The sequence below is a fragment of the Chryseobacterium carnipullorum genome, assembly GCF_900142785.1.
GTDB classification, from domain to species: Bacteria; Bacteroidota; Bacteroidia; order Flavobacteriales; family Weeksellaceae; genus Chryseobacterium; species Chryseobacterium carnipullorum.
Genome location: NZ_FRCD01000004.1, coordinates 1 through 25,507 on the forward strand (window position 1 = coordinate 1; position 25,507 = coordinate 25,507).

Here is a 25,507-nt window from a genome sequence, read left to right on the forward strand (position 1 = left end):
CCCAAAAGGCACAACATTATCGATGGTTTAGAAAACATCATTATCTCATTCTATGCCAAAGGAATGAGCGTATCAGACATTGAGGAACAAATCCGTGAAATGTATGATTTTGAGGTTTCTACTTCCACCATATCACGAATAACCAATGCGGTTGCAAGTGAAGCAGTAAGTTGGCAGAACCGCCCGCTTGAAGATTTGTATCTCATTGTCTGGATGGATGGGATTGTTTTCAAAGTAAGGGAAAACTCCAAAGTCATTAATAAAACAGTTTATCTGGCTGTTGGATTAAGCCGTGACGGGAGAAAGGAAGTATTGGGAATGTGGCTTGGAAAAAATGAAAGCTCAGCATTCTGGATGAGTGTTCTCACAGATTTAAAAGCCCGTGGTGTGGAGGATATTCTCATCACCGCCACCGATAATTTAAACGGATTTACCCAGACGATCCGCTCTGTCTTTCCCGAATCTCAAACCCAGATTTGTGTTGTGCATCAGATCAGAAATGCCTGCAAATATGTGGTATGGAAGGACAGAAAAGAATTCTCTGCCGATATGAAGCATATTTACACCGCTCCAACAAAACAAGCAGCTGAACAAGCACTCAATGATTTTGCAGATAAATGGGAAAGTAAATATTCTTATGCTATCCAATCCTGGAGAAACAATTGGGATGAGTTGACCGTATTTTTTGATTTTCCTTTAGAGATCCGAAAAATCATTTATACAACTAATTTAATTGAAAATCTAAACGGAAAAATCCGAAAATACACCAAAAACAAAATGTCTTTTCCTACCGATGATGCCGTAATGAAATCAGTGTATCTGGCATTAAAAGAAGCTACTAAAAAATGGACGATGCCTATCCAAAATTGGGGCATTGTTCTCAACCAATTTATCCTTATTTTTGAAAAAAGGCTCAGATTATAAAATCCAAGCCTAACTTTTTAACTTACACACTTTGTGGGATAGTGTCCATTTTTCATTGCCGGAATGGTATTTTCGGGATACAAGGATTTTCCTCCGCGATGCGCCTGATAATCGAAAGACTGAGAGGAATACCATTGGGCCAATACCAGAAAAGCTGCCGTTAAAAATACGTTTTTCATATCATGAAATTTTAAATTAACAAATTTAGAATTTACACTTACATCGTATAATAAAGGAATATTAAGCTTTTGATATATTTATAATAACAAAAAGAGCCAGACTCAATGCCTGGCTTCTTCTTTTTTATTTTGAATCGTAGACTATTAATTAAATAATTCTACCTCCTCTCCTTTTCCTACCGGATATTCTTCTGTGAAGCATCCGAAACAGTGGTTGGAAGATCCTAAAATCTCTTTCAGGTTATCTGTACTCAGGAATTCTAAAGAGTCCACTCCCAGATAATCTCTGAGCTCTTCAGTAGTCATATTTGCTGAAATCAGATCGTCTTTAGAAGGCGTATCGATTCCAAGGTAACATGGCGCAATAATCGGCGGAGAAACACTTCTGAAGTGGATCTCTTTTACGCCTGCGTCTTTCAATATTTTCACCAATCTCTTGGAAGTAGTTCCTCTTACGATAGAATCGTCGATGATGACTACTCTTTTATCCTTGATCTCAGAAATAATAGGATTAAGCTTAAGATTAACTACCCTTTCCCTCATTTCCTGTGTAGGAACAATGAAACTCCTTCCGATGTATCTGTTTTTGATCAGAACCGGGCGAAAAGGGATACCGGAAGCCTTGGAGAACCCTATTGCAGCCGGAACTCCTGAATCAGGAACCCCAATAACGATATCGGCATCTACAGGTGCCTGTTCCCAGATCTTTTCTCCTGATTTTTCTCTGATTTCGTATACATTGATATTTTCTAAGGTAGAGTCGGGTCTTGCGAAATAGATGTACTCGAAAGAACAGATCCTTTGCTTTCCTCTTGCTTCATTGACCATGTAAGAATTCAGTTTACCGGGCTCGTTTTCATTCGTATAAATGATTTCACCTGGTAAAATATCCCGAACATATTGTGCTCCCACAGCATCTAAAGCAACAGATTCTGAAGCAACAACATATGTTTTTTCGTCAACAGCTCCTAAAACTAAAGGACGGATTCCGTTGAAATCTCTGAATGCAAAGAATTTATTTCTCGTCATTCCAACCACCGAATAAGCCCCTTCAATTTTTTCCATGGTGGCTTTGATGGCACCACGTAATCCCAGATCAAGATTTTTCTGAATTAATCTTAAGATCACCTCAGAATCGGAAGTCGCCCTAAAAACAACGCCTTCAGCTTCCAATTCATTTTTTAATTCTCTTGCATTGGTAAGATTACCGTTATGCGCAATAGAAAGTATAATCTGATCATATTCGTTTTTAGCGAAAAATGGCTGAAAATTATATTTCTTTTTGTCTCCTGCAGTCGTGTAACGGGTGTGCCCGATTGCAGAATTTCCCATAAAAGCTTCGGGATCCTGGATCTCTTTATAAACATCCAAAACCAAACCTTCATCTTTCATGTTGGTGATTTTCCCATCCTTAAGAACAGAAATACCACAGGCTTCCTGGCCTCTGTGCTGCAATGCAAAAAGCCCGAACTGCGAAAGTGAAAACGTATCAAGATCATTATCCGAATACATTCCGAAGATACCGCACTCCTCATTCGGGGCGTCCAGTCTTTCTTCTTCCTGCGTTCTGAAAAGATTTCTTCCGTAGGTTTGAGTGTCAAACTGTTTTAAATATTCACTTTTATGAATGTCTAAACTTTTCATTTCTATTTTTTCTAAATTAGAAGTTAGATATTAGATGTTAGAATCTAGTCTAAGTTAACTTCAATTATAATTTTAAACTTTCTTTTAATGAGTATATCATTTTCTGAATTTCAGCTAAAAGTTCTTTTAAAGGTACTATTTTAACTTCAGAAATAAAATTAAGATCTATTAATAACTGTAACTGGGTATGCAGCTCATAGGTAGAACCAAATGCAATTCCAAGAAATTGATAGAACTCGTTTTTATTATTTCTTCCCGCTCCTTCAGCAATATTAGAAGGTATTGAAACTGCACATCTTCTTATTTGAGATCATAAACCAAATTTTTCCTCATTTGGCAGCCCGGCAGAAACCAAATAAACTTCTTTTACCAAAGTCATCGATTTTTTCCCAACCTTTAAATCTTCTATCCGGTGCGATTTCATACTAATTTCTAATATCTAACTTCTAACTTCTCAAATTTACTTACCAAGTAAATTTTTCAATCTATTGTAGATCTCAACGTAAGCTTCGGTAACTTCTCCAAGATCTCTTCTGAATCTGTCTTTATCCAGTTTCTTCATCGTATCTTTATCCCAAAGTCTGCATGTATCAGGAGAAATTTCGTCTGCAAGGATGATCTCACCGTCTGCCGTTTTTCCTAATTCAATTTTAAAATCAACAAGGATGATGTTCATTTTATCAAAAAGGTCGATCAGAATTTCGTTGATACCTTCAGTAAGTTTATACATTTCAGCAAGCTCCTCATACGTTGCCGCTCCTAAGAAAACAGCATGGTGATCGTTGATAAGCGGATCTCCCAATTCGTCTTTTTTGTAGCAGATATCGAAGATGGTCACCGGAGATTTAATTCCTTCCTCCACTCCTAATCTTTGAGCCATACTTCCTGCGGAGTAGTTTCTTACCACCATTTCCAACGGAATGATGGATACTTTTTTTACCAACTGCTCTCTTTCGTTCAATTGTTTAATGAAATGAGTTTTAACCCCTTTTTCATTTAAATATTCAAAAATCAGAGTAGTGATCGCGTTGTTCATTTCACCTTTCAAATCAACTGACCCTCTTTTTTGAGCATTAAATGCTGTAGCGTCGTCTTTAAAACGTACCACTACTTCGTTAGGATTATCGGTAGCAAATACCTGTTTTGCTTTACCTTCGTACAACATTTCTTTCTTTTCCATTTCTAAATTCTTATTAGTTAGATTTATTTTATATTACTTAATTAAAATTCCTGTTAAAACAGCCAATCCGAAGCTCAGCAATGTACCAATCAGTACGTATTCTGTAAGCTTTCTCTGTTTGGCCTGTGCAAGATCACTGAATCTGAAAACAGATTTGGCAGCGACCATAAATCCTACTCCTTCCCAATGATTCACCATAATAAAAGTAAACACCAGAAGGCGTTCTAAAATACCTATATATTTTCCTGCACTCGATAGAGATTCTGTCTGTAAACTGCTTTGTGTTTCCGGAACCGGCGTCCATGAAGACAATAGTATTTTTATAAAAATCGAAGCAGGTGTCGTCAGAAACAATGCTGCCATCAGTATCTTTAAGAACTCTTTATTGCTCAAAAAATCGAAATTGAATTCCTTGAAATAGAATGAGATTCCCAGGATGACCAGAATATGCAGCAACTGGTCAATGAAAAACCATGTTTTTTTGTTTTTTACGTTTTGAAAAATAAGTTTTGAAGCATCAATAATAAAATGGGTGATGCCCACAACGAGCGAAACCCACCACAGATCCGTGTTCCAAAGAAAAACAAAACTTAAAACAGTATGGATCAGAACATGTACATACAAATAAGGGCTTTTCAGCTTACGGCGTTCTTTATCTGCAACCCAAGAGTTTGGCTGAAGAACAAAATCTCCGAGTAGATGTGCCAATATGAGTTTAGTAAAGATCATGCTTACAGTTCTGAGATTTTCTTTCTAAAATATTGATTCGTTTCTACGATCAGTTCGTAGTTGGCGCGTTTCAGCCTCTGGCTTACTGAGGACTGTGAAATAGCAAATTTCTTGGCGAGATCTTCCTGGGTGATATCCTGGTTCATGATCATTTCGTGAATGATTTCTGCCGTCGCTACCGTCCAGCTGTCAAAATCTTTTGAAGACCATTTCAGGAGGATGTTTAAATCCCTGTCTACAGATTCGCTTGAGGTTTTTATGGAAACGGTGTGGCCGTCGCTTTTAAGGTCGTTCAGCAATCGTCCGGAATTCACATACGCAGTTCCGTTAGACTCGGTGATCTTTTCAGAGGAAAAATTCTCTTCGCCAATGCCTATGGCAATTCTTACGTCTAAATTCTCCTGACTTCTTATAAGGGACTTAATGGCTAGAAAACGCCAGAATACTTCATCTATACTACATTTGAACTGAAACTCATCTCCCCTGTAGATTTCCCATGCGAGCGGTGAACTTCCCCAGTTTTCCAGGAGATTCTTGAGTCTGGTGATCCAAACTTCTGTGTCTGCATGCTGTGAATTTATAATATCACCGGTTATGACCGCTATCATTATGCAAATATAAGCATAATTACTTATAAATAAAAAATATAAGCAGAAACACTTATAGATATTGATTATTAGTGAATCTGCTTATATCAATGATGTCTTGTTGAAAAGGTTTTTAAACCATATTTTTCGTTAAGCCGACGATAAAAGCTCGCTGTATTTTATTATTTTTTGATAAACTGATGCGCCTTGTCATCAAGTTTTAAGAAATATAACCCGGCAGAAAGATTCTGTACAGAAATATTTTTCTTAGTTTTAAACGGATCTTTTTCGGAATAAATTATTTTTCCTGAAAGATCGATGATCTGCGCCATTTTAACATCCTGCATTTCTCCGCTTACAGAAAGATAATCATCAGCAGGATTTGGATATATTTTGAATTCTTTGCTTGAAGTCATAAGATCAGTGGCAGATAATACTCCAAGATTCTGACAGTAGTTGATAGGATAGGATTCCCATTCTGAAATAGTAAAGGCTGCTGCAGGCTGATTTACATTTGCTTTTCGATATAACGAAATATTGCTGTTTGTATTCGTTGTCCCTTTCAACCCAACTCCATCCACAGTTCCAAAACCTTTATAGGCCAATTCCACATATTGACTTCCTGTATAAGTCATGGGAGTGGAAGCAGTCACAAACTTTGCTTGTGAATTAGCATAACAAGTAAAGGCAGCGTTGGGGTTCAAAATTACAATGGTCTCGTTATTGGCAACTTTGCCTTCAAGCTGAAAACTATCTGAGAAATAATAATTGGTTCCACTGTAAAACTGAATGTTTAAATTGTAATTATTCAGATTAACTTCGTGTCCCGTTTTATTGGTGATTTCTATGGCTTTATTGTTTGAACTTCCTTCAATATATTTGGTAATCATTAAATCCTTTGCAAAACCATCTGAAGCAATGGTCGTTGCAGTGGCACTGTTACTGATTGGAGATTCAAGATACCCTTTATCATATGATTTTACAGTAAAAGTATAAGTTGTTGATGGAGTCAGCCGATCAATTGAAATACTGGTGCTTTTGGTAGTCGCAATAGGCGTTGCAGCACCATTCATATAAATTTTGTATCCTAAAATATCGGTATCTGTACTCGGAGTCCAGCTTAAATTAACAAAATTGGCATTTTGCTGAACTACTGACAGGTTTGTTGGGGCAGTAGGCGCCGTTGTATCAGGAGTTTCAGACCAAATTAAATCAACCCAACCTGGGTTATCAATAAATGGGTTTCTATTTTTCTGAATACTGTATACAATATTATTTCTGTCGATTTCCCTTTGTGAAACAGGGTCCAAAGCATTCCATTGTTTTAACATCGTAATATAAGCCGGTTCAAAGGCACGTTCTTCGGTTCCATCGAACTGGGATTCGTCATTGGCCGGAGTTGTTCCTGCATTATGATTGAATCCGTTCAGCTTTCCTTCATATCTTACCGCAAAATACAGCAATGCTCTGGCAACATCTCCCTTAAATTCATTGATTGGTTCATAAACACGTCCTGTATAAGCTAAACCTGGAGTAGCATCGTTTGCAACTTTTGAACCATTAGTAAAATTATAATAAATTGTTGATCCTGCTACACCATACGGGTAATTGGATCTTCTTTGATTGATCCAACCATCAACAGGTACAACGTAAAACAGATCAGAGTACATAGGATAATTACTAATGCTTCCTGTACTGAATGTACTTTGTGGAATCATATGCTCCCGGTTCCAGGCTTGTCCTTCTCCTGTAATGGAACCTGACCCCTGCAATTGCGTGGAATTATATTCATAAACATCTGCTCCATTCGGAATTTCTGAATAAATATCCAATAATATATAATTTCCAACGGAAGGATTATTGGTGCTATTATGATCATAATAAACATCCAAATCTGTTTGTTTATAATATTCCTGCAAATCACCATAATGCCAGTTTACGTTCTTCGCAGCAATAATATCATGCAATTTAGACTTCAGCGTATAACCTGTAAGCCCGGCTGTTCCGTCATAATATCCTGCGGGAGCCTGGGCAGACATCAATGACGTGATTAAAATAATAGGTAGTAGAAGTTTTTTCATTCCTTAAAAATTGGGAGGCTAAAATAGTAAATTAAAACACTTAAAGTTCTGAAAAATTTATTAAAAAATCATTAATTAACAAAATATAAAAAATTGATTATTAAAATATTGCGTATAAGATATTATGAGCTAAATAATTATTTTTGGCTTTCCGTCAATTTAATTATCTTTGGGAACTAACTATTTTATCTATATGAATACAGAGACTATTGACAACATTAAAATGATAGCGGAAACAGCAAGAGAATTTGCTGAGAAAAATATCAGACCTAATATTATGGAGTGGGACGAGAGCCAGACGTTTCCAAAAGACTTATTTCACCAGTTAGGAGAAATGGGATTTATGGGAATTGTAGTTCCTGAGCAGTACGGAGGTTCTGGGCTTGGCTATCATGAATATGTTACCATTCTGGATGAGATCTCTCAGGTAGACCCGTCTATTGGTCTTTCTGTGGCAGCACACAATTCACTTTGTACCAATCATATCTATGAGTTCGGAAATGAAGAGCAGAGAAACAAATGGCTTCCACAACTGGCTTCAGGAAAGGTAATCGGCGCATGGGGACTTACAGAGCACAATACAGGTTCTGATTCAGGTGGAATGTCTACCACTGCTGTAAAAGATGGTGATGAATGGATTATCAACGGAGCTAAAAACTTTATTACTCACGCGATTTCAGGAGATATTGCTGTCGTAATGACAAGAACAGGAGAAATAGGGGCTAAAAACAACTCTACTGCTTTTGTTCTGGAAAAAGGAATGCCTGGTTTCACTTCAGGTAAAAAAGAAAACAAACTAGGAATGCGTGCTTCTGAAACGGCTGAGCTTATTTTTGACAGCGTTCGTGTACCGGATTCGCACCGTTTGGGAGAAGTAGGAGAAGGATTCAAACAAGCGATGAAAATTTTGGATGGCGGAAGAATTTCTATTGCTGCTTTAAGTTTAGGGACAGCAAGAGGCGCTTATAAAGCTGCTTTAAAATATGCCAAAGAAAGACATCAGTTTGGAAAAGCAATCGCTGAATTTCAGGCGATCAACTTTATGCTGGCTGATATGGCGACAGAAATTGATGCAGCTGAGCTTTTAATCCAAAGAGCTTCAACATTGAAAAATGCCAAGCAAAAAATGACTAAAGAAGGAGCAATGGCAAAATTGTATGCTTCTGAAGCATGTGTAAGAATTTCTAATAATGCGGTTCAGATCTTCGGAGGTTACGGATACACAAAGGACTTCCCTGCTGAAAAATTCTACAGAGATTCTAAATTATGTACAATCGGTGAAGGAACTTCAGAGATCCAGAGAATGGTGATCGGAAGAGATATTACAAAATAATTGATCATTTTTTAATTCTGATCATAAAATGCAATAGAGAATTATTCTATTAATAAATGAATAGCATACGTATTTTGCGTATGCTATTTTCTTTTTTTGAGACAATGCATCATTCAACTATATTTAATGTATTGCATAATATATTAAACACATACTCCAAATTTTTCTTAATTAATTTTGTTTTTCGTAATATAATTTTTATTAGCTTTGATATTCCACAATCAAAACAAATAATTAATATGAAAAAACAATTATCCATGATTGGAATGCTTCTCATAACGGGCATTTCTTTCGCGCAGACTGACCGTCTCTGGAGCGAAGGTTCAAAAAAAGCACCTTCAGACATTTTTGAAAACAAAACTCAGATCAATAATCCGAAAATCTACAGCTTAGATTTCACCGGATTAAAAAATGCCCTTGCCAAAGCTCCCAAGAGACTTGCCCCGGGAGAAAAATCAGAAACCATTATTTCTTTTCCTAATTCTGAAGGAAAGATGGAAAATTTTAAAGTAAGAGAAAATTCAAACTTTGATCCTCAGCTTGCCGCGAAATATCCGGATATCAAATCTTACGTAGGGGAAGGCCTCAACGACCCCAATTCAACAGTCTATTTCAGCATTTCTTCACTTGGACTGTCTTCTATGGAAATCTACGGTGATAAATCTGCCGTTTTCATTGAACCTTACGCTAAAGATCTTTCTTCTTACGTGGTCTATAAAAAGTCTGATAAAAAAGACAACCTCAACAAATTTGAATGTACCGTTATTGATGTCGCTCAAAAAGGAGTATCCAATTCCAATATCTCCGCAAGACCGAATGCTGATGATGCAAAACTGAGAACATTCAGACTGGCATTGTCAACAACAGGAGAATACACCGTCTATTTTGGAGGAACTAAAGCCAACGCACTGGCCGCAATCAACAATACTATGACCCGTGTGAATGGTGTTTTTGAAAAAGATTTTGCAGCCAGAATGGTTCTTATCGCCAATAATGACGCAGTTATTTACACGAATGCTTCCACAGATCCCTATTCTGCAGCTTCGGGAATGAGCAGCTGGAATTCCCAGCTTCAAAGTACCCTTACTTCAGTAATCGGGGAAGCCAATTATGACATCGGACACTTATTCGGAGCTTCAGGAGGTGGCGGAAACGCAGGGTGCATCGGATGTATCTGTACCAATGGCTCAAAAGGCAGCGGCTATACTTCTCCGGCAGATGCCATTCCTTCGGGTGATAACTTCGACATCGATTATGTAGCTCACGAAATGGGACATCAGTTTGGAGGAAATCACACTTTCTCTCACAGTAATGAAGGAACCGGCGCCAATATGGAACCCGGATCAGGATCAACTATTATGGGTTATGCAGGGATTACTGCTCAGGATATACAACCGCATTCTGACGCTTTTTTCCACGCAATAAGCATCCAGCAAATTACTAATAACATCAAAGCTAAAACATGTCCGGTAAGCACTTCTACAGGAAATGCAATTCCTACCGCCAATGCCGGTCTTGATTACACGATTCCAAAAGGCACTCCATTCATGCTGACAGGAACCGGAACTGATGCTAACGGAGATTCATTAACGTATATCTGGGAGCAGATGGATAACGCTTCATCATCTCAAACAGGAGCCAGCTCTGCAGCAAGTGCTACAAAAGCAACAGGCCCAACATTCAGATCATGGACCCCTGTAACTTCTCCAACGAGATATTTCCCAAGAATGGCTTCTATATTAACAGGAGCGACTACAACTGCAGGTTCAGAAATTACTGTAGAAGCTTTGTCAAATGTTGCCAGATCATTAAATTTCAGATTTACAGTTCGTGACAACAGAGCCGGAGGTTCAGGAAATAATTCTGACGACGCTCTGATCACTGTGAACGGAACCGCAGGACCATTCAGCGTATCTTCACAGAACTCTGCTATATCTTACGCAGGAGGAAGCTCGCAAACGGTTACATGGAACGTAGCAGGGACTACTGCCAATGGGGTCAATGCTGCCAATGTAGATATCCTTTGGTCAACAGACAGCGGAAATACATGGACCACCCTTCTTGCCGGAACACCAAACGATGGAACTCAAGCAGTGACCATTCCTAATTCATCCACTACAACAGGAAGAATTATGGTCAAAGGTTCCAATCACATCTTCTTTGATGTTAATAATGCTAACATCACGGTTAATGCAGGCTCAGGAACAGACACGGTAGCTCCTACAGCTCCTACCCTTGCCGCTTCCGGAACTACAGCGACTACAACCAACCTTTCCTGGAGCGGAGCCACTGACAATGTAGGCGTTACAGGCTATGAGGTATATATGAACGGATCTCTGATCGGCAATACAGCATCTGCTACCTATACCGTAACAAGCTTAACCCCTGCAACAACCTACAGCTTCACAGTGAAGTCTAAAGATGCAGCAGGAAATACATCACCTTCAAGCAACACGGTGAGTGTTACCACCCTTTCCGGAGGTACAGTGACCTACTGTTCATCCTCAGCTAGCAATACAGCTGATGAGAGAATCGGAAATGTAAAATTCGGAACCATTAACAATACTTCAACAGGAACTGCAGGATACGAAAACTTCACATCTGTTTCTACCAATGTAACAAGAGGAAGTGCTTACACGATCTCAGTAACTCCATCATGGACTTCAACAGTCTACAGTGAAGCGTACGCAGTCTATATTGACTATAACGGCGATGGCGATTTTACAGACAGTGGAGAATTGGCATGGTCCAAAGCAGGCTCTACAACAACTCCTGTAACGGGAAGCATTACCATTCCTGCGACTGCAACAGTTGGCTCTACAAGAATGAGAGTAATGATGAAGTACAGCTCTATCCCTACTTCTTCCTGTGAAGCATACACGTACGGTCAGGTTGAAGACTATACACTGAATATCGTTTCTTCAGGAAGAGGAGCATCAGGATCTGATATCAAAGATCTAATCACCGATCTCAGAGTCTATCCAAATCCTGTAAGAGATGTATTATACATTTCAAATACGACATCTGAAGAGTACAAAATCTTCGATATGGGTGGAAAACTAATTAATTCAGGAAAACTAGACAGAGGCAGCGTTAATGTAAGCGGACTTATCAAAGGAGCTTATATGATCCAAATTGGAGAAGCTGGCAAGAGATTCATTAAAAACTAATAACCTCAGACCTATTTATTCAATACTGCTTCTTTTGAGGCAGTATTTTTTTTTGAATTTTTTTAACCTTTTACGCCTTATTACATTTATTTTTTTCGATAAAATAAAAATCACATTATTATTTAACATATAATAAACAAATTTGATTTACGCTCACTTAAAATGTTACTAATGAGCGGTTTCCGTAGTAATTTATTCACTAAATTTAGAATTGAAAAACAAAATATTCATATGAAACAACAACTATTGATGATCGGGATGCTTATGATCACAGGCATTACTTTCGCACAGACCGACCGCTTATGGTCTCATGCTTCACAAAGAAAAACGGATGAAGTACAAGACAACAAAACAGATCTTAACAATCCCAAAATTTTCAGCCTCGACCTCACCGGATTAAAGAACGCACTTTCAGCAGCTCCCAAAAGATTGATTGCAGGACAAAAATCAGAAATCATTATTTCTTTTCCTAATTCTGAAGGAAAAATGGAAAATTTTAAAGTAACAGAAAATCCTAATTTTGAACCCGAGCTGGCCGCAAAATACTCTGATATTAAATCTTACATGGGACAAGGATTAGATGATTCAGGCTCAACAATATATTTCAGTGTTTCTCCACTAGGCCTTTCATCCATGGAGATTTATGGAGATAAATCCGCTGTTTTCATCGAGCCTTACACCAAAGATCTGTCCACTTATGTTGTTTATAAAAAGTCAGACAGAAAAGAAAACTTAAACAAATTTGAATGTACAGTCCTTGATGTGGCACAAAAAGGAACCTCCACAGCTATTGCCGCTAAAAATGCCAATGATTCTACGTTGCGAACTTTCAGGCTGGCGCTTTCCTGTACGGGAGAATATACTTCCTATTTCGGAGGAACTAAAGCACAGGCCTTAGCAGCGATGAACAATACAATGACCCGTGTAAACGGTGTTTTTGAAAATGATTTTGCATCAAGAATGGTACTTATTTCCAATAATGATGCTGTCATTTACACCAATGCGTCTACCGATCCTTACTCGACATCTTCACAAAAAGAGAACTGGAGCTATGAACTGATGCAGACTTTGAACTCAACAATAGGGAATGCAAATTTTGATATAGGCCACGTATTCGGCAGAGACGGCGGCGGCGGTAATGCAGGTTGTATTGGTTGTTTATGCAGCAATGACACATCTTATACAACACAGGGTGGAGTGAAATATCCTAACAACTATAAAGGAAGTGGATATACCTCTCCCGGGAATGGAGTTCCTTCCGGAGATACTTTTGATATTGATTATGTAGCCCATGAGATGGGACATCAGTTTGGAGGAAACCATACATGGTCTTACACTACCCAAAGTGGACTGCAGCCTATTGAACCCGGTTCAGGATCTACGATCATGGGATATGCTGGAATTACCGGTTATGATGTCCAGCCCAATTCCGATGCTTTCTTTCATGCGCTAAGTATTGAGCAAATCACCAATAATATTAAATCAAAAACCTGCTCTGCCAATACAGGCACAGGGAACTCCATCCCAACAGCTAATGCAGGACTTGATTATACCATTCCTAAAAGCACCCCGTTTATGCTGACCGGATCAGGAACTGATGCAAACGGAGATCCACTTTCTTATATCTGGGAGCAGATGGACAAAGGAACTTCCTCACAAACAGGAGCTAATTCTGCAGCAACCGCAACAAAAACAGCAGGCCCTACCTTCAGATCATGGACGCCTACTACTTCTCCGGTAAGATATTTCCCCAGAATGGCTTCGATCCTGACGGGAGCTACCACTACAGCGGGTACTGAAATAAATGTCGAAGCTTTATCTTCGGTTGCAAGAACATTAAATTTCAGATTCACAGTAAGGGATAACAAAGTTGGTGGAGCTGGAAATAATTCGGATGACACTAAAATAACAGTTAGCGGTACAGCCGGACCTTTTAATATTACAACCCAAAATACAGCAGTTTCTTATACCGGCGGAAGTTCTCAAACGGTGAACTGGAATGTGGCAGGCACTACCTCCAATGGTATTAATGCAGCAAACGTAGATATTCTTTGGTCTGCCAACAACGGAACTACATGGACCACCCTCCTTGCCGGAACGCCAAATGACGGATCACAGGCTGTAACAATTCCTAATGTAACGACGACTACAGGGAGAATAATGGTTAAAGGCTCCAATCATATCTTCTTTGACATCAATAATGCCAACATTAAGGTAAATGCAAGCGCAGGAAAAGCAATTCAGGACCCAAAAGAGGTCATTACAGACATTAAAGTATATCCTAATCCTGTAAGAGATATTCTGAACATTTCGAACACAACGTCTGAAGATTATAAGATTTTCGATATGGCTGGAAAACTAATCAATTCAGGGAAACTTGAAAGAGGCAGCGTCAATGTAAGCAGCCTTATCAAAGGAGCCTATGTTATTCAAATTGGAGAGACTACAAAGAGATTTATAAAAAATTAACCCACTTACTTATAATCTGAAAGGCCGTTCAATACTTGAGCGGTCTTTTTTATGAGTATTCCTTATTCAAATGATAAAAACATGGGATTAATGGTAAATGATAAATCATCAGAAGAAAAAAGAAAATAAAACTAAAGTAGCCCTCAACACTATTGTTTATCTTTACTGTGAAATAATGAATAAAAGATAACTATTTATCATTGAAAAACAATCAATTAACATATTTTAAATATGCATATTATTTTATTTCATAAAATTCACCATTATTTGAGTTTTTTGATTTAATTTTAGCGCACAAAATAAGGCTTGTATTGCACCGCTGAACCAGCGCATTTAAAGAGATATCTGAAACTGAATTTTCTTGTAGATGTTGATACATCCTTTTATTTTCATCTTATTCTTAGATACGAATTTGTCAATGTATTCAACCAGTATTTTGCATTGATGAAAACGCAGGTAAATCTAATGATAACTGTATGGTATTTTTTAGATAATCAACCCATTATCCATAAGTGCCTCCAGCCTAAATTATTTTTCAGAAAGAGATGATCAGCAAATTGCTTCAAAAAAAAAATAATAACCATTAAAACTATTTATCATGAAACATTTATTTAAGTACTTTCTATTTTTTACAATGGCTTCTTTCTCAATAGCGTGTAGCTCAGACAGAGAAGATGAAATTGACAATTCAACAGGAGTCGTTACACATGTATTCTATAAAAATGCTGACGAATTTGCATTAACCTATGACACTGGCGGAACCGTAAACCAAACCATCAGAAATCAGGCATTTGATTTATATAAACTGGGTAAATGGGCTGAACTTGAAACGCTGTTTAAAACTAATAATCTTAATGGCGGCTGGCCACCTGCCAACGGTGGTTACAATATCTATGACGATGTTTCATTTCAGGCCGGACAAAAATTTGACCGATACAGCGGTGCGGTCGGCAGCTATGACGGAACAGGAATTCCTACTTTGGGAGGAAGTTTCACAAGCCCGATCATCAATGGATATGTTTATACTTTTTCACAAAGAGCGTTGAATCAACCTGAAGTTAAGTATGATTTTTATTATGAGATAGATGTTCTGAATAATTTACTTCCTTTCAAATCTCAGGTAGGCGATGTTATTCCATGGTTTAATCAAGAGGGTGGCGGCAAACAGACAATGTGGAAGATTCCGATTGATGTTGCCACTGGCTATCAGAAGACCTGGAATAAACTGGCTCAGGAAGGATACGTAAGAATCACCATCAAAAAAAGTCCTAGCGGAAAATATAATAACTTAGCAGGTACAGTTATTCAGCAATAAAAAGACGCTCATGTATTCAATATCAAAAAAAATAAATATTCTTAAACAGGCCCATGTGGCAAAGAATTTTTTCAGCAATGATGAAATTTCGCGCTCAGCAGCAACAGAATTCACCTGTTGTGACTGTGGTCATCATAACACCATTGAAATAGTGCCTTACCAATCCGGATTCCCTATTTTTCAGATCTACAATGAAGATCAGGTATTATCCGCAAATGAATTGCTGCAAAACAAAGTGGTCACCAAAACTTCAGACAGGATGTTGCATTTTGGAGAATTAACGGTCAATGATTTACCGACTCTGTATTTTGGAACCGACTGCTCATCATGCCATTCAACCTACTTCTGTGTGTTCAGTTATGGCGAAAAACAACCGGGGTTAACGGTGTTGAATATTTCTGGTATCTGGAAATATGATTAACAGGAATCATTTATTTTTGAATTTCATAAAACCACAGTCTAAAGATTGTGGTTTTTTCATGACTTTACTGTCAATGAAATCTCGTTTTTATACAAGTCAAACCATTTGACTTCATTGATTTTTTTAATGATTTTATGTTTTACAATCTGTCCTGAGTAGTACAAATTTTCCAAAATCGTTTTCTATCTTTGCGTAAATAATAAAATTCATGGATAAAATTGACAGTCTGAACCAAGTTGCAGAATTCCACACCACTTTTAAAGCCCCTATTTTAGATACCCCACAAATCCCTTCTCAGGAAAGATGCAACCTTAGAGTTGAGCTTTTGCAGGAAGAATTAAATGAATTAAAACAAGCTATTGCTGATAATGATATCGTAGAAATTGCTGATGCCCTATGTGATCTTCAATATGTTTTAAGCGGAGCAGTCCTTGAATTCGGACTTGGCAGTAAATTTGTAGAGCTATTCAACGAAGTACAGCGTTCCAATATGTCTAAAGCGTGCGATAATGAAGAACAGGCAGAAGAAACGGTCGCATTTTATAAAGAAAAAGAAGTAGAATCTTTTTATGAAAAATCCGGAGAGAAATTTAACGTCTACAGAAAAGCAGACCATAAAGTTCTTAAAAACAAGTACTACTCTCCTGCTGATTTAAAAACAATTATCGAAAAATAATATGAAAAAATTTATTACCAATATTGTTGCCGTTTCAAGTCTTGTCCTGGCATCTCAACAATTCAGCGCCCAAAAAGTGGTAATGAACCGTGAGGTAGAAACCCAGAACGACGGCAAAATGCTCTTGGGAAACCAATTTAAAGAGCAGTTTTTAAAAGCCCCCTATGCAGACTGGTATGTGAAAGAGCATGACGAATATGCTATTGACCAGAAAGCTATCGGGGAACTGAGAAAAGCCAAATTTAATACCTACTCTATTGTCGTTTTTATGGGAACCTGGTGCGAAGACAGCCACAGGGATTTTCCTAGACTGATGAAAATTTTGGAAGAATTAAAGTATCCTGATAACAAAATGACCATCATTGCGGTGAATCGTAAGAAAGAATCTCCTACCGGAGACGAGGTACGTTATAATATTCAGAAGGTTCCTACTATCATTGTAGAAAAATATGGAAAAGAAATCGGAAGGATCATAGAAATGCCCACAACCGGATATATAGAAAGAGATCTGGTTCAAATTCTGAAAAAAGATGACAGTTCTGTAATCAAAGAAATTTTTAACAAATAGTGTTGAGAAATTATAAAGTAATCCTATCATTTGCAGCGGGAATTCTCGCTATGCTGATTCTGTTCTTCGGACTGAAATCATTTTTAAATCTTGGAGGAAAGACGGAAAAGTCCGATTATTATATTCTGACGAACCAGATATCCAAGATGAATAAAATGGTGGTTATGGAACAGGATATCTCCAGCATGCAGAAAACAAAAATGGGCTACGAGGTGTTTGGAAAAGAAGTATCCAACAACAGCATTATCACGTATACCAAAACCAATGCACAGGTGTCTTATGATCTGAACAAAATGAAAATGGAAGTAGACTCCATTAATAAAAAACTGATCATTACCGAGCTTCCTGATGCAGATATAAGAATCACCCCAAGCGTAGAAATTCAGTCGCTGGATGATTCTTTCTTCAACAGAATCTCTGAAAAAGACATTAAAAATGTGACTCAAAAAGCAAAGGAAACAGCGGTTAACTCTGTTAATCAGAACCAGCTGAGAACTGAAGGACACAAACAATTAATGGAAAATCTTAATAATATTTTCGTTTTGGCAAAAGCTTTGAATTATACTATAGAAGACGAAACCGGCAAGCTCGGCGTTTTAGGACTCTAAAAATATAAAGCTATGGATTCAGAAGATAACAAAAAGAAAGAATCTGCGAATAATGCAGAAACCAAAAAGCAGAATGAGGATTTTCAAAACATTCCTGCTTCATCAGAAAAAAGTAATCCGCCTGATATTGATAAAGAAGACGTTCAGAAGCCTTCTAAAAATAAATCGGGAAAAACGGATAATACTAAAAAATAAACCAAAAGGTTCTGCTCAATTGAGTAGAACCTTTTTTTATTGAAAATTTTTACCTCTAAAAGTCGCAAAAGATGAAAATATACGATTTTCTTTCTTGTAATAGTAAATCTGTTAAACCACTTTAATAAGAAGGACTCATCATTCCCCTCCTCCGGAGGGGTGGCAAAAATTCTTTGAATTTTTGACGGGGTGGTCAAAAAGAACACGTATTTTTTGAATCACTAAGACTCACCAGCGTAAAACGAAAATCTGTGTGGGTTAAAAAAAGTAAAATAGTAAGCAGGCAGAAACAGAAAGATTCCGCTCAAATGAATGAACAGAACCTTTCTTCCTATCTATTATTATATGGACTACTTTAGAAATTAAACGATCGTAGACTTTCCGATCTTGATATTTTCGAAATTATAATAGGATTTTTCTGAATATTTAATATAATCTGCAATAAAACTTCCTACTTCACCGGTAGAATAATGCTGTTCAGTATTGAGATCAACCGTAACGTATCCGTTTTCTATAGAATGTTCCACCGCTCTTCTTAATTTATCTGCCGCTTCTGGAAGTTCAAGATAATCAAGCATCATGGCTGTACTTAAAATTGATGCTACAGGATTGGCAATACCCTTTCCTTTGGCTTGCGGATAAGAACCGTGGATGGGTTCAAAAAGCGCATTTTCCTCACCTATTGACGCTGATGGAAGAAGTCCGATAGAACCTCCGATAACACTGGCTTCATCTGAAATGATATCCCCGAACATATTTTCAGTTAAAATAACATCAAACTGTTTAGGATTCAGAATCAGCTGCATAGCCGCATTATCTACAAATAGATAATCAAGCTGTACATCGGGATACTGAGAAGCAATTTTCTGACAGGTTTTTCTCCAAAGCCTTGAAGTATCCAAAACATTAGCCTTATCAACCAGCGTAAGCTTCTTTTTCCTTTTCTCTGCTTCTTTAAAAGCCATATGAGCGATTGGTATAATTTCTTCAGTGCTGTATTTACAGACGTCATAGGCATATTTACCATCAGGATCTGTAAATTTTTCACCGAAATAAATACCACTTACCAATTCTCTGAAAATCTGAATATCCGTTCCTTCAATAATCTCTCTTTTTAAAGGACTTTTATCGATCAGTGAAAGATACGTTTTCAAAGGTCTGATGTTGGCATATAAACCTAACTCTTTACGCAGCTTCAGAAGGCCTTGCTCAGGCCTTACCTTTGCCTCAGGATTATTGTCGAAAACCGGATCACCGATGGCCCCGAACAATACCGCATCTGAATCTTTGCAGATTTTCAATGTTTCGTCAGGAAGCGGATCTCCCGTTTTAAAAATGGCTTCAGCGCCCATTAATCCATAAGAATACTGAAAGGCGCATTGGAATACTTCGGCCACAGCATCCAGTATTTTAATGCTTTCAGTGACCACTTCAGGTCCTATCCCGTCTCCCGGAAGAACCGCTATTTTAAAATAACTGTTGCTCATACTTTTGTGTTTTTAGTTCAAATTCTTTGATCGCCTGTTTTTTGCTGATTAGAAAATCAATATCGTCATAGCCATTGATGAGGCATATTTTTTTGTAAGAATCAAGTTCAAAAGTTTCTGTTTTACCATTAAAACTGATGGTTTGCTTTTCTACATCCACCGCAATTTCAGCCTCAGGATTTTCAGTAATAGTCTTTAAAATTTCTTTCAAAAACTCTTCAGAAACTTTTACCGGAAGAAGTCCGTTATTTAGTGCATTTCCTTTAAAAATATCAGCAAAATAGCTTGATATGATGACTTTAAATCCATAATCTGTCAAAGACCAGGCTGCGTGCTCTCTGCTGCTTCCACACCCGAAATTATTTCCGGCAACCAGAATTTCTCCGGTATACTTAGGATTGTTCAATACAAAATCGGGATTAGGTTCTCCTGTCTGAATCGTAAACCTCCAGTCTCTGAACAGGTTCTCTCCAAAACCTTTTCGGTCAATGCTTTTCAGGAATCTGGCAGGAATAATCTGATCCGTATCTATATTTTCTGCAGGTAACGGTACTGCACGGGATTGTATATAAGTTAATTTTTGCATTTTGTCTGTTTGATCTGTTTAGTTTAAGCTTTCAAAAGCTGAAATTCTTCCTTCTATAGCGGCTTTCGCTGCTGTGAGTGGACTGGCAAGAATCGTTCTGGCTCCCTGTCCCTGTCTTCCTTCAAAATTCCTGTTCGAGGTTGATACGCAATATTGTCCTTCAGGGATTTTGTCATCATTCATCGCGAGACAGGCTGAACATCCGGGCTGACGAATCTGAAATCCTGCATCATTGAAAATCTTATCCAGACCTTCTTCATAAATTTGTTTTACGACCTGCTGCGACCCCGGAACAATCAGAGCCTTTACGCTTTCAGATTTATTTTTCCCTTTAATATATTGTGCTGCGGAACGGAAATCTTCTATCCTCGCATTGGTGCAACTTCCGATAAAGACATAATGTACTTTGATTCCCGAAACTTCCTGACCTGCTTTTAAACCCATATACTGAAGCGCTTTTTCTTCAGATTCATTCTGAGGAACTGGGATCGCTTCATGAACTGAAATTCCCATTCCCGGATTAGTTCCATACGTGATCATTGGAAATATTTCTGAAGCATCAAAAGTCAATTCTTTATCAAAAGAAGCTCCTTCATCCGTCTTAAGGGTTTTCCAATAGGCTAATTTCTCTTTCCACTCCTCTCCTTTCGGGGCGAATGTTTTTCCTTTTACATAGTCAAATGTCGTAGCATCCGGTGCAATCATTCCGCCTCTGGCTCCCATTTCAATGCTCATATTACAAACGGTCATTCTCCCTTCCATCGACATTTCTTCAAAAACATTTCCTGCATATTCACAGAAATAACCCGTTCCGCCATCGGTTCCGATTTTGGAAATAATATAAAGAATGACATCTTTCGCCTGAACATTTTCATTGAGTTCACCATTAACTGTAATCCGCATAGATTGAGGCTTATTCAACAACAGGCACTGACTGGCAAAAACCTGAGCAACCTGACTGGTCCCAATACCGAATGCTATAGCTCCGAAGGCACCGTGTGTAGAAGTATGGCTGTCTCCGCATACAATACTCATTCCCGGCTGCGTAATTCCCAATTCAGGAGCGATGATATGAACAATTCCCTGGTATTGATGCCCTAATCCAAACAGTTCAACCTTATTTTTTTTGCAGTTCTCTGTAAGCTGCTCTACCTGATTTCTTGATAACTCATCCCTGATCGGCTGTTCCTGATGGAGAGTGGGGACATTGTGATCTGCTGTAGCGATAATTTGTTTGGGTCTGAAAACTTCGAGATTTCTTGCTTCGAGCTCTGCAAAAGCCTGAGGACTTGTCACCTCATGAATCAGATGTTTATCTATATAAATAATTTGAGGTCCGTCAGGAATAGTTTCTACAACGTGAGCATCCCAGACTTTGTCAAAAAGTGTCTTTCTATTAGTATCCATATTCAATTTTCCTTGATTTTAAAATCAATTATTATCCTATTTTTCTGCTGGAGGTTTCCATCATCATGTACAGATCATCATTTTTCACCTCTTTTTTCATGTCTGCAATTTTTAAAAACTCCTGATACAGATAATCCAGTTCATCTTTGGTAATATCATAACCAATATGTTTAAATCGGTACGCTAATGCAGAGCGTCCACTTCTGGCTGTAAGAATGATAGATGAAGCATTAACTCCCACTTCTGCAGGATCTATGATTTCATAAGTTTCTCTGTTTTTAATGACACCGTCCTGGTGAATTCCTGAGCTATGGGCAAAAGCATTGGCTCCGACAATGGCTTTATTAGGCTGTACCGGCATTCCCATAAGATCAGAGACCATCAGACTCATTTCGTTCAGCATTTTGGAATCGATGTTCGTGTAAAGGTTTAAGTCTTTATGCTGTTTAAGAATCATAACTACTTCTTCCAGAGCAGTATTTCCGGCTCTTTCTCCTAATCCGTTGATCGTACATTCAATCTGCCGCGCTCCGTTAATGGCTCCTGCAATTGAATTTGCTGTCGCCAGGCCTAAATCATTATGACAGTGACAAGACAAAACCGCTTTTTCAATTCCTTTTACATTTTCCTTCAGATATTTTATTTTCTGTCCATATTCTTCGGGAAGGCAGTAACCTGTAGTATCAGGGATATTTAGCACTGTAGCGCCTGCTTTGATGACTTCTTCGCAAACCTTTGCCAGATAAGCATTATCCGTTCTTCCTGCATCTTCTGCATAAAATTCTACATCTTCCACGTAACTTTTCGCATATTTTACGGCTTCTACAGCACGTTCAAGAATATTTTCCCTTGTTGAGTTGAATTTATATTGAATATGAGAGTCAGAAGTTCCGATCCCGGTATGAATACGTGGCCTTTTTGCCAATTTTAGTGATTCAGCAGCGACGTCTATATCTTTTTTATTGGCTCTTGTGAGTCCGCAAACTTTTGCATTTTTTACCAGTTTTGAAATTTCTGAAACAGATTCAAAATCTCCGGGACTTGAAATAGGAAAACCAGCCTCTATTACGTCAATCCCTAGCTTATCGAGTCTTTCTGCGATCATCAGTTTTTGTTTCGTATTCAGTTTACATCCGGGAACCTGTTCCCCATCCCTCAGCGTAGTATCAAAAATTTCGATTTTTTCGGAATTCATAATGAAGTTTTTTACTTAATTTTGATCAAAACTACTGCTTACAATATTTTTACGTTTTCAATTTTTCTGAAAATTACAATATTCAACAGCCAATAAAATAACCACATTTAATTAATAATCAATAATTTACATTTTACAAATTTACAATGGCAGAATTGCAGAAAGATTTTTTGTTTGTCCTGATTAAATCATTAACTACTTCTGAAAAACGTCAGTTCAAGTTGTACGTGAACCGTCTCGGAATTAATGTTGATGCTAAATTTCTGCTCCTATTCTCGGAACTGGATAAGATGAAAGAATATGATGAATACCCCATCATCGAGAAAAAAATTTCTACGAAACAACAGCTTTCCAACCTGAAAGCCCATTTGTACAAACAGATTCTGGTGAGCCTTAGAATGAATCCAAGTCATCAGAACTACAGGATACAGCTTCGGGAACAACTGGATTTTGCCAATATTTTGTATCAGAAAGGACTTTATAAACAGGCTTTAAAAATATTGGATAAGACTAAACAATCGGCATTAGAACTGGATGAAAAAAGTATTGCTTCCGAAATTATTGATCTTGAAAAAGTAATTGAATCACAGTTTATTACCAGAAGTATAAAAGGGCGGGCTGATGAACTAATTGAGCAGTCTACCGAAATCAGCCGACAGAATCATTATGCCACGGAACTTTCCAATCTTTCGCTTAAACTATACAGTGAAATGCTTACGCATGGGTATGTAAAAAATGATGCGGACCGGGAAAAAGTATTGGAGCTTTTCAATGATCAGATCCAAAAAATAAAGCTGGAAAAACTTAATTTCACAGAAAAACTCTGGTATTTCAAAGCCCACGTCTGGAAGAATCAGTTGCTTCAGGATTACAAGTACACATTAAAATATGCTCATCAATGGGTAGATCTTTTCCATAAAAAGCCTGAAATGATCTTTAGTCATCCGGTATGGTATATCAAAGGGAATACTTATCTTCTTAAGATTCTTTTTCTGTACGGAAATATCGATATTCTGGAAGAGCATTTCGAGAATTTCAACACCACCGTCAACGCTGAAAATTTTGCCCAGAATGAAAATCTGCAGGCTTTAATTTTCCTTACCCATTACAATACATTGATGAATATTCATTTTGTAAAAGGTGAATTTTTTACCGGCACAAAACTTATTCCCGAGATTGAACTTAAAATGGACAGGCTCCGGGAAAGAATTGATGAGCACCACTTTATGATTCTTTATCTGAAAATGTCGGCCATGCTTTTCGGAAGTAAAAACTTTGACAAATCCATTGAATATGCCATGAAGGTGGTTGAGTGCAAAGGAAATGTGCAGGAAGACCTTCTTTTTCATACCAGAATTCTGATTCTGATGGCGAAGTATGAATCCGGAAACGATGAAGACTATGATGAATTCATCAATTCAACGCTGAAATTTGCAAAAAAAATGAAAAAACCTGAGGCGTTCCACTTTGAAAGTATCCAGTTTTTTAAAAATATTAACAGTCTGGTTTTAAGCAATCAGCAGGAATCATTTGAAGTTTTTGATAAAGTTCTTGATGGCTTTTCTAAAAATGAATACTACAGGAGATCACTGCTGTATATTGATATCCACGGATGGGTACAATCTAAAGTAAGAAATGTGGATGTGATTGAAATCATCAAACAGAAAGTAAGATATAAAAGGAAAAAATAAAATTGGTGGCTTCGGGACCCTCAGCCACCATACGGTTAAATACTTTCTATAAATTTCAAAGCATTTTTATAGCTGATCTTTTCCATAATTTCAGGAGAGAAATCCCTTTCAATCCTGTTGTTAATGGTATTCATTGCAGTTGCATCATCATATCCGGCAAAGAAAAAAGGATAACGTGATTTGTCAGGGTGGTTTTTACAATAGAAAAAATCGGCACCATAGGCAATAGTCTCTTCACCTCCCAGATCGAGTCCGTATTGAATGTGTTCATACAGTTTTTCAGGATTCGTCTCATCTACACAGTTTCGGATGAAGTTAAGCCCGATCAATCCTTTCCTTCTGATAATTTCTTTAGCAAGTTCATCAGGAAGATTTCTGTTTTTGTCATGAATGGCCCTGTAATTAGAATGGCTTGCCAGAATAGGAATATTGTAATTTTTCTGATCAATATAGTTTAGGATACCATAAGCCAACTTATCGCTTGTATGCGCCAGGTCAACAGGGATTCTTTTGTCTGAAATATAGTCAATCAGGACTTTTCCATCGTCTTTCAATCCGGCTTCAGAATTGTTTCCACCCCCAAAACGGTTTTCGGTATGGTGAGTCATTCCAAGATAAAGAACTTTCTTTGTCTTTTCAATGATGGCTTCCAGGTTTTTAAATCCTGATTCTAAAGACTCATCTTCCCCACAAAAACCAGACGCATTTTCAATGGAAGCAATGACGCCTACTTTGTTTTCATTTTCAGAGGCTTTATAATTATCCCCTTCAAATAAGAAGAAATTTTCATTGTTCAGCATCTCTGAAAACAGTTCACTCTGTTTTGCGGCATCTACGGTACTATTTTTCCCGGTCGCTGAGTATATGGCCATTACCTGGAGTTTTACATTTCCTTCTTTTAAGTAAGGAAGGGAGCACCCCAGCTCTTTATCATCAATGGTTGAACCGGGGCTTAACAGATGGCATAATAAATCACAGTGCAGATCGATATTAAAGTTTCTCATATCATTATACATATTATCATTTCTTTTTTGAGGCAGTATCAGATTTTAGAAGGCAGAA

22 protein-coding genes and 1 pseudogene are annotated in these 25,507 nt (G+C 37.7%); 11 read left to right on the plus strand and 12 right to left on the minus strand.

Annotated features, from left to right (window positions below):
- A partial coding sequence (locus BUC06_RS05425) for an IS256 family transposase (RefSeq protein WP_073330839.1) occupies window positions 1-924 on the plus strand: 924 nt, incomplete at its 5' end.
- Between the two features lie 17 nt (window positions 925-941).
- Here BUC06_RS05425 and BUC06_RS23495 read toward each other — a convergent pair.
- The 7 genes and pseudogenes from BUC06_RS23495 to BUC06_RS05455 form a co-directional block, all read right to left on the minus strand.
- Complete coding sequence (locus BUC06_RS23495) at window positions 942-1,103, minus strand: hypothetical protein (RefSeq protein WP_228423632.1); 162 nt, start codon at window positions 1,101-1,103, stop codon at window positions 942-944.
- Between the two features lie 144 nt (window positions 1,104-1,247).
- Window positions 1,248-2,747 carry an amidophosphoribosyltransferase gene (gene purF, locus BUC06_RS05430; protein ID WP_073330841.1) on the minus strand — a complete coding sequence of 500 codons (1,500 nt, stop codon included), beginning with the start codon at window positions 2,745-2,747 and terminating at the stop codon, window positions 1,248-1,250.
- Window positions 2,748-2,811: 64 nt separating this feature from the next.
- Window positions 2,812-3,171, minus strand: a pseudogene (locus tag BUC06_RS05435) (four helix bundle protein).
- 36 nt (window positions 3,172-3,207) lie between these two features.
- A complete protein-coding gene (gene purC, locus BUC06_RS05440; RefSeq protein ID WP_073330844.1) occupies window positions 3,208-3,927 on the minus strand; it encodes a phosphoribosylaminoimidazolesuccinocarboxamide synthase in 720 nt (239 codons plus the stop codon).
- Window positions 3,928-3,960: 33 nt separating this feature from the next.
- Window positions 3,961-4,656 carry a DUF3307 domain-containing protein gene (locus BUC06_RS05445; protein WP_073330847.1) on the minus strand — a complete coding sequence of 232 codons (696 nt, stop codon included), beginning with the start codon at window positions 4,654-4,656 and terminating at the stop codon, window positions 3,961-3,963.
- 2 nt (window positions 4,657-4,658) lie between these two features.
- Complete coding sequence (locus BUC06_RS05450; protein WP_073330850.1) at window positions 4,659-5,264, minus strand: SatD family protein; 606 nt, start codon at window positions 5,262-5,264, stop codon at window positions 4,659-4,661.
- Between the two features lie 161 nt (window positions 5,265-5,425).
- Window positions 5,426-7,324 carry an endonuclease gene (locus tag BUC06_RS05455; protein WP_073330853.1) on the minus strand — a complete coding sequence of 633 codons (1,899 nt, stop codon included), beginning with the start codon at window positions 7,322-7,324 and terminating at the stop codon, window positions 5,426-5,428.
- A gap of 193 nt (window positions 7,325-7,517) precedes the next feature.
- Between BUC06_RS05455 and BUC06_RS05460 the strand changes: the two genes are divergently transcribed.
- The 9 genes from BUC06_RS05460 (at window position 7,518) to BUC06_RS05500 (ending at window position 18,079) form a co-directional block, all read left to right on the plus strand.
- On the plus strand, window positions 7,518-8,657 hold the full coding sequence (locus BUC06_RS05460; protein ID WP_073330856.1) for an acyl-CoA dehydrogenase family protein: 1,140 nt from the start codon (window positions 7,518-7,520) through the stop codon (window positions 8,655-8,657).
- A gap of 239 nt (window positions 8,658-8,896) precedes the next feature.
- On the plus strand, window positions 8,897-11,827 hold the full coding sequence (locus tag BUC06_RS05465; RefSeq protein ID WP_073330859.1) for a reprolysin-like metallopeptidase: 2,931 nt from the start codon (window positions 8,897-8,899) through the stop codon (window positions 11,825-11,827).
- 231 nt (window positions 11,828-12,058) lie between these two features.
- Window positions 12,059-14,296: a zinc-dependent metalloprotease gene (locus BUC06_RS05470; protein WP_073331527.1), complete on the plus strand. Its 2,238-nt coding sequence runs from the start codon at window positions 12,059-12,061 to the stop codon at window positions 14,294-14,296.
- A gap of 598 nt (window positions 14,297-14,894) precedes the next feature.
- On the plus strand, window positions 14,895-15,611 hold the full coding sequence (locus tag BUC06_RS05475) for a glycohydrolase toxin TNT-related protein (protein ID WP_073330862.1): 717 nt from the start codon (window positions 14,895-14,897) through the stop codon (window positions 15,609-15,611).
- 10 nt (window positions 15,612-15,621) lie between these two features.
- Window positions 15,622-16,032: a hypothetical protein gene (locus tag BUC06_RS05480; protein WP_073330865.1), complete on the plus strand. Its 411-nt coding sequence runs from the start codon at window positions 15,622-15,624 to the stop codon at window positions 16,030-16,032.
- Window positions 16,033-16,240: 208 nt separating this feature from the next.
- Window positions 16,241-16,708, plus strand: coding sequence for a pyrophosphohydrolase domain-containing protein (locus BUC06_RS05485; protein WP_034744534.1), 468 nt, complete (start codon window positions 16,241-16,243; stop codon window positions 16,706-16,708).
- Between the two features lies 1 nt (window position 16,709).
- The gene (locus BUC06_RS05490; protein WP_073330868.1) at window positions 16,710-17,276 is read left to right on the plus strand and encodes a TlpA family protein disulfide reductase; all 567 of its coding nucleotides are present in this window, start codon (window positions 16,710-16,712) and stop codon (window positions 17,274-17,276) included.
- Window positions 17,277-17,278: 2 nt separating this feature from the next.
- Complete coding sequence (locus BUC06_RS05495; RefSeq protein ID WP_073330871.1) at window positions 17,279-17,884, plus strand: DUF4230 domain-containing protein; 606 nt, start codon at window positions 17,279-17,281, stop codon at window positions 17,882-17,884.
- Between the two features lie 12 nt (window positions 17,885-17,896).
- A complete protein-coding gene (locus BUC06_RS05500; RefSeq protein ID WP_073330873.1) occupies window positions 17,897-18,079 on the plus strand; it encodes a hypothetical protein in 183 nt (60 codons plus the stop codon).
- A 362-nt stretch (window positions 18,080-18,441) separates the two neighbouring features.
- Here BUC06_RS05500 and leuB read toward each other — a convergent pair whose 3' ends face one another.
- From leuB to BUC06_RS05520, 4 genes are read right to left on the minus strand one after another with little or no spacing between them, the layout of a single operon-like run.
- On the minus strand, window positions 18,442-19,566 hold the full coding sequence (gene leuB, locus BUC06_RS05505; RefSeq protein ID WP_073330875.1) for a 3-isopropylmalate dehydrogenase: 1,125 nt from the start codon (window positions 19,564-19,566) through the stop codon (window positions 18,442-18,444).
- Window positions 19,547-20,152, minus strand: a complete 606-nt coding sequence (gene leuD / locus BUC06_RS05510) for a 3-isopropylmalate dehydratase small subunit (protein WP_073330877.1) — start codon at window positions 20,150-20,152, stop codon at window positions 19,547-19,549. Before leuD ends, leuB begins: the two co-directional genes overlap by 20 nt.
- A gap of 18 nt (window positions 20,153-20,170) precedes the next feature.
- On the minus strand, window positions 20,171-21,559 hold the full coding sequence (gene leuC, locus BUC06_RS05515) for a 3-isopropylmalate dehydratase large subunit (protein WP_073330879.1): 1,389 nt from the start codon (window positions 21,557-21,559) through the stop codon (window positions 20,171-20,173).
- 31 nt (window positions 21,560-21,590) lie between these two features.
- Window positions 21,591-22,754: a 2-isopropylmalate synthase gene (locus BUC06_RS05520; RefSeq protein WP_073330882.1), complete on the minus strand. Its 1,164-nt coding sequence runs from the start codon at window positions 22,752-22,754 to the stop codon at window positions 21,591-21,593.
- 146 nt (window positions 22,755-22,900) lie between these two features.
- On the opposite strand from BUC06_RS05520, the gene BUC06_RS05525 reads away from it, so the two are divergent.
- Window positions 22,901-24,445, plus strand: a complete 1,545-nt coding sequence (locus BUC06_RS05525; RefSeq protein ID WP_073330884.1) for a hypothetical protein — start codon at window positions 22,901-22,903, stop codon at window positions 24,443-24,445.
- Window positions 24,446-24,480: 35 nt separating this feature from the next.
- On the opposite strand, the gene BUC06_RS05530 is transcribed toward BUC06_RS05525, so the two are convergent.
- Window positions 24,481-25,449, minus strand: a complete 969-nt coding sequence (locus tag BUC06_RS05530; protein WP_073331530.1) for a dipeptidase — start codon at window positions 25,447-25,449, stop codon at window positions 24,481-24,483.
- Window positions 25,450-25,507: the final 58 nt, after the last annotated feature.

What these genes read in the sequence shown, in the direction of transcription:
- purC (WP_073330844.1), bottom strand. Translation starts at nt 3,927, where the DNA reads ATGGAAAAGAAAGAAATGTTGTACGAAGGTAAAGCAAAACAGGTATTT.
- BUC06_RS05490 (WP_073330868.1), top strand. Translation starts at nt 16,710, where the DNA reads ATGAAAAAATTTATTACCAATATTGTTGCCGTTTCAAGTCTTGTCCTG.
- BUC06_RS05485 (WP_034744534.1), top strand. Translation starts at nt 16,241, where the DNA reads ATGGATAAAATTGACAGTCTGAACCAAGTTGCAGAATTCCACACCACT.
- leuB (WP_073330875.1), bottom strand. Translation starts at nt 19,566, where the DNA reads ATGAGCAACAGTTATTTTAAAATAGCGGTTCTTCCGGGAGACGGGATA.
- BUC06_RS05500 (WP_073330873.1), top strand. Translation starts at nt 17,897, where the DNA reads ATGGATTCAGAAGATAACAAAAAGAAAGAATCTGCGAATAATGCAGAA.
- BUC06_RS05445 (WP_073330847.1), bottom strand. Translation starts at nt 4,656, where the DNA reads ATGATCTTTACTAAACTCATATTGGCACATCTACTCGGAGATTTTGTT.
- leuC (WP_073330879.1), bottom strand. Translation starts at nt 21,559, where the DNA reads ATGGATACTAATAGAAAGACACTTTTTGACAAAGTCTGGGATGCTCAC.
- BUC06_RS23495 (WP_228423632.1), bottom strand. Translation starts at nt 1,103, where the DNA reads ATGAAAAACGTATTTTTAACGGCAGCTTTTCTGGTATTGGCCCAATGG.
- BUC06_RS05480 (WP_073330865.1), top strand. Translation starts at nt 15,622, where the DNA reads ATGTATTCAATATCAAAAAAAATAAATATTCTTAAACAGGCCCATGTG.
- BUC06_RS05460 (WP_073330856.1), top strand. Translation starts at nt 7,518, where the DNA reads ATGAATACAGAGACTATTGACAACATTAAAATGATAGCGGAAACAGCA.
- BUC06_RS05520 (WP_073330882.1), bottom strand. Translation starts at nt 22,754, where the DNA reads ATGAATTCCGAAAAAATCGAAATTTTTGATACTACGCTGAGGGATGGG.
- purF (WP_073330841.1), bottom strand. Translation starts at nt 2,747, where the DNA reads ATGAAAAGTTTAGACATTCATAAAAGTGAATATTTAAAACAGTTTGAC.
- BUC06_RS05525 (WP_073330884.1), top strand. Translation starts at nt 22,901, where the DNA reads ATGGCAGAATTGCAGAAAGATTTTTTGTTTGTCCTGATTAAATCATTA.
- BUC06_RS05465 (WP_073330859.1), top strand. Translation starts at nt 8,897, where the DNA reads ATGAAAAAACAATTATCCATGATTGGAATGCTTCTCATAACGGGCATT.
- BUC06_RS05475 (WP_073330862.1), top strand. Translation starts at nt 14,895, where the DNA reads ATGAAACATTTATTTAAGTACTTTCTATTTTTTACAATGGCTTCTTTC.
- BUC06_RS05450 (WP_073330850.1), bottom strand. Translation starts at nt 5,264, where the DNA reads ATGATAGCGGTCATAACCGGTGATATTATAAATTCACAGCATGCAGAC.
- BUC06_RS05530 (WP_073331530.1), bottom strand. Translation starts at nt 25,449, where the DNA reads ATGAGAAACTTTAATATCGATCTGCACTGTGATTTATTATGCCATCTG.
- BUC06_RS05455 (WP_073330853.1), bottom strand. Translation starts at nt 7,324, where the DNA reads ATGAAAAAACTTCTACTACCTATTATTTTAATCACGTCATTGATGTCT.
- BUC06_RS05470 (WP_073331527.1), top strand. Translation starts at nt 12,059, where the DNA reads ATGAAACAACAACTATTGATGATCGGGATGCTTATGATCACAGGCATT.
- leuD (WP_073330877.1), bottom strand. Translation starts at nt 20,152, where the DNA reads ATGCAAAAATTAACTTATATACAATCCCGTGCAGTACCGTTACCTGCA.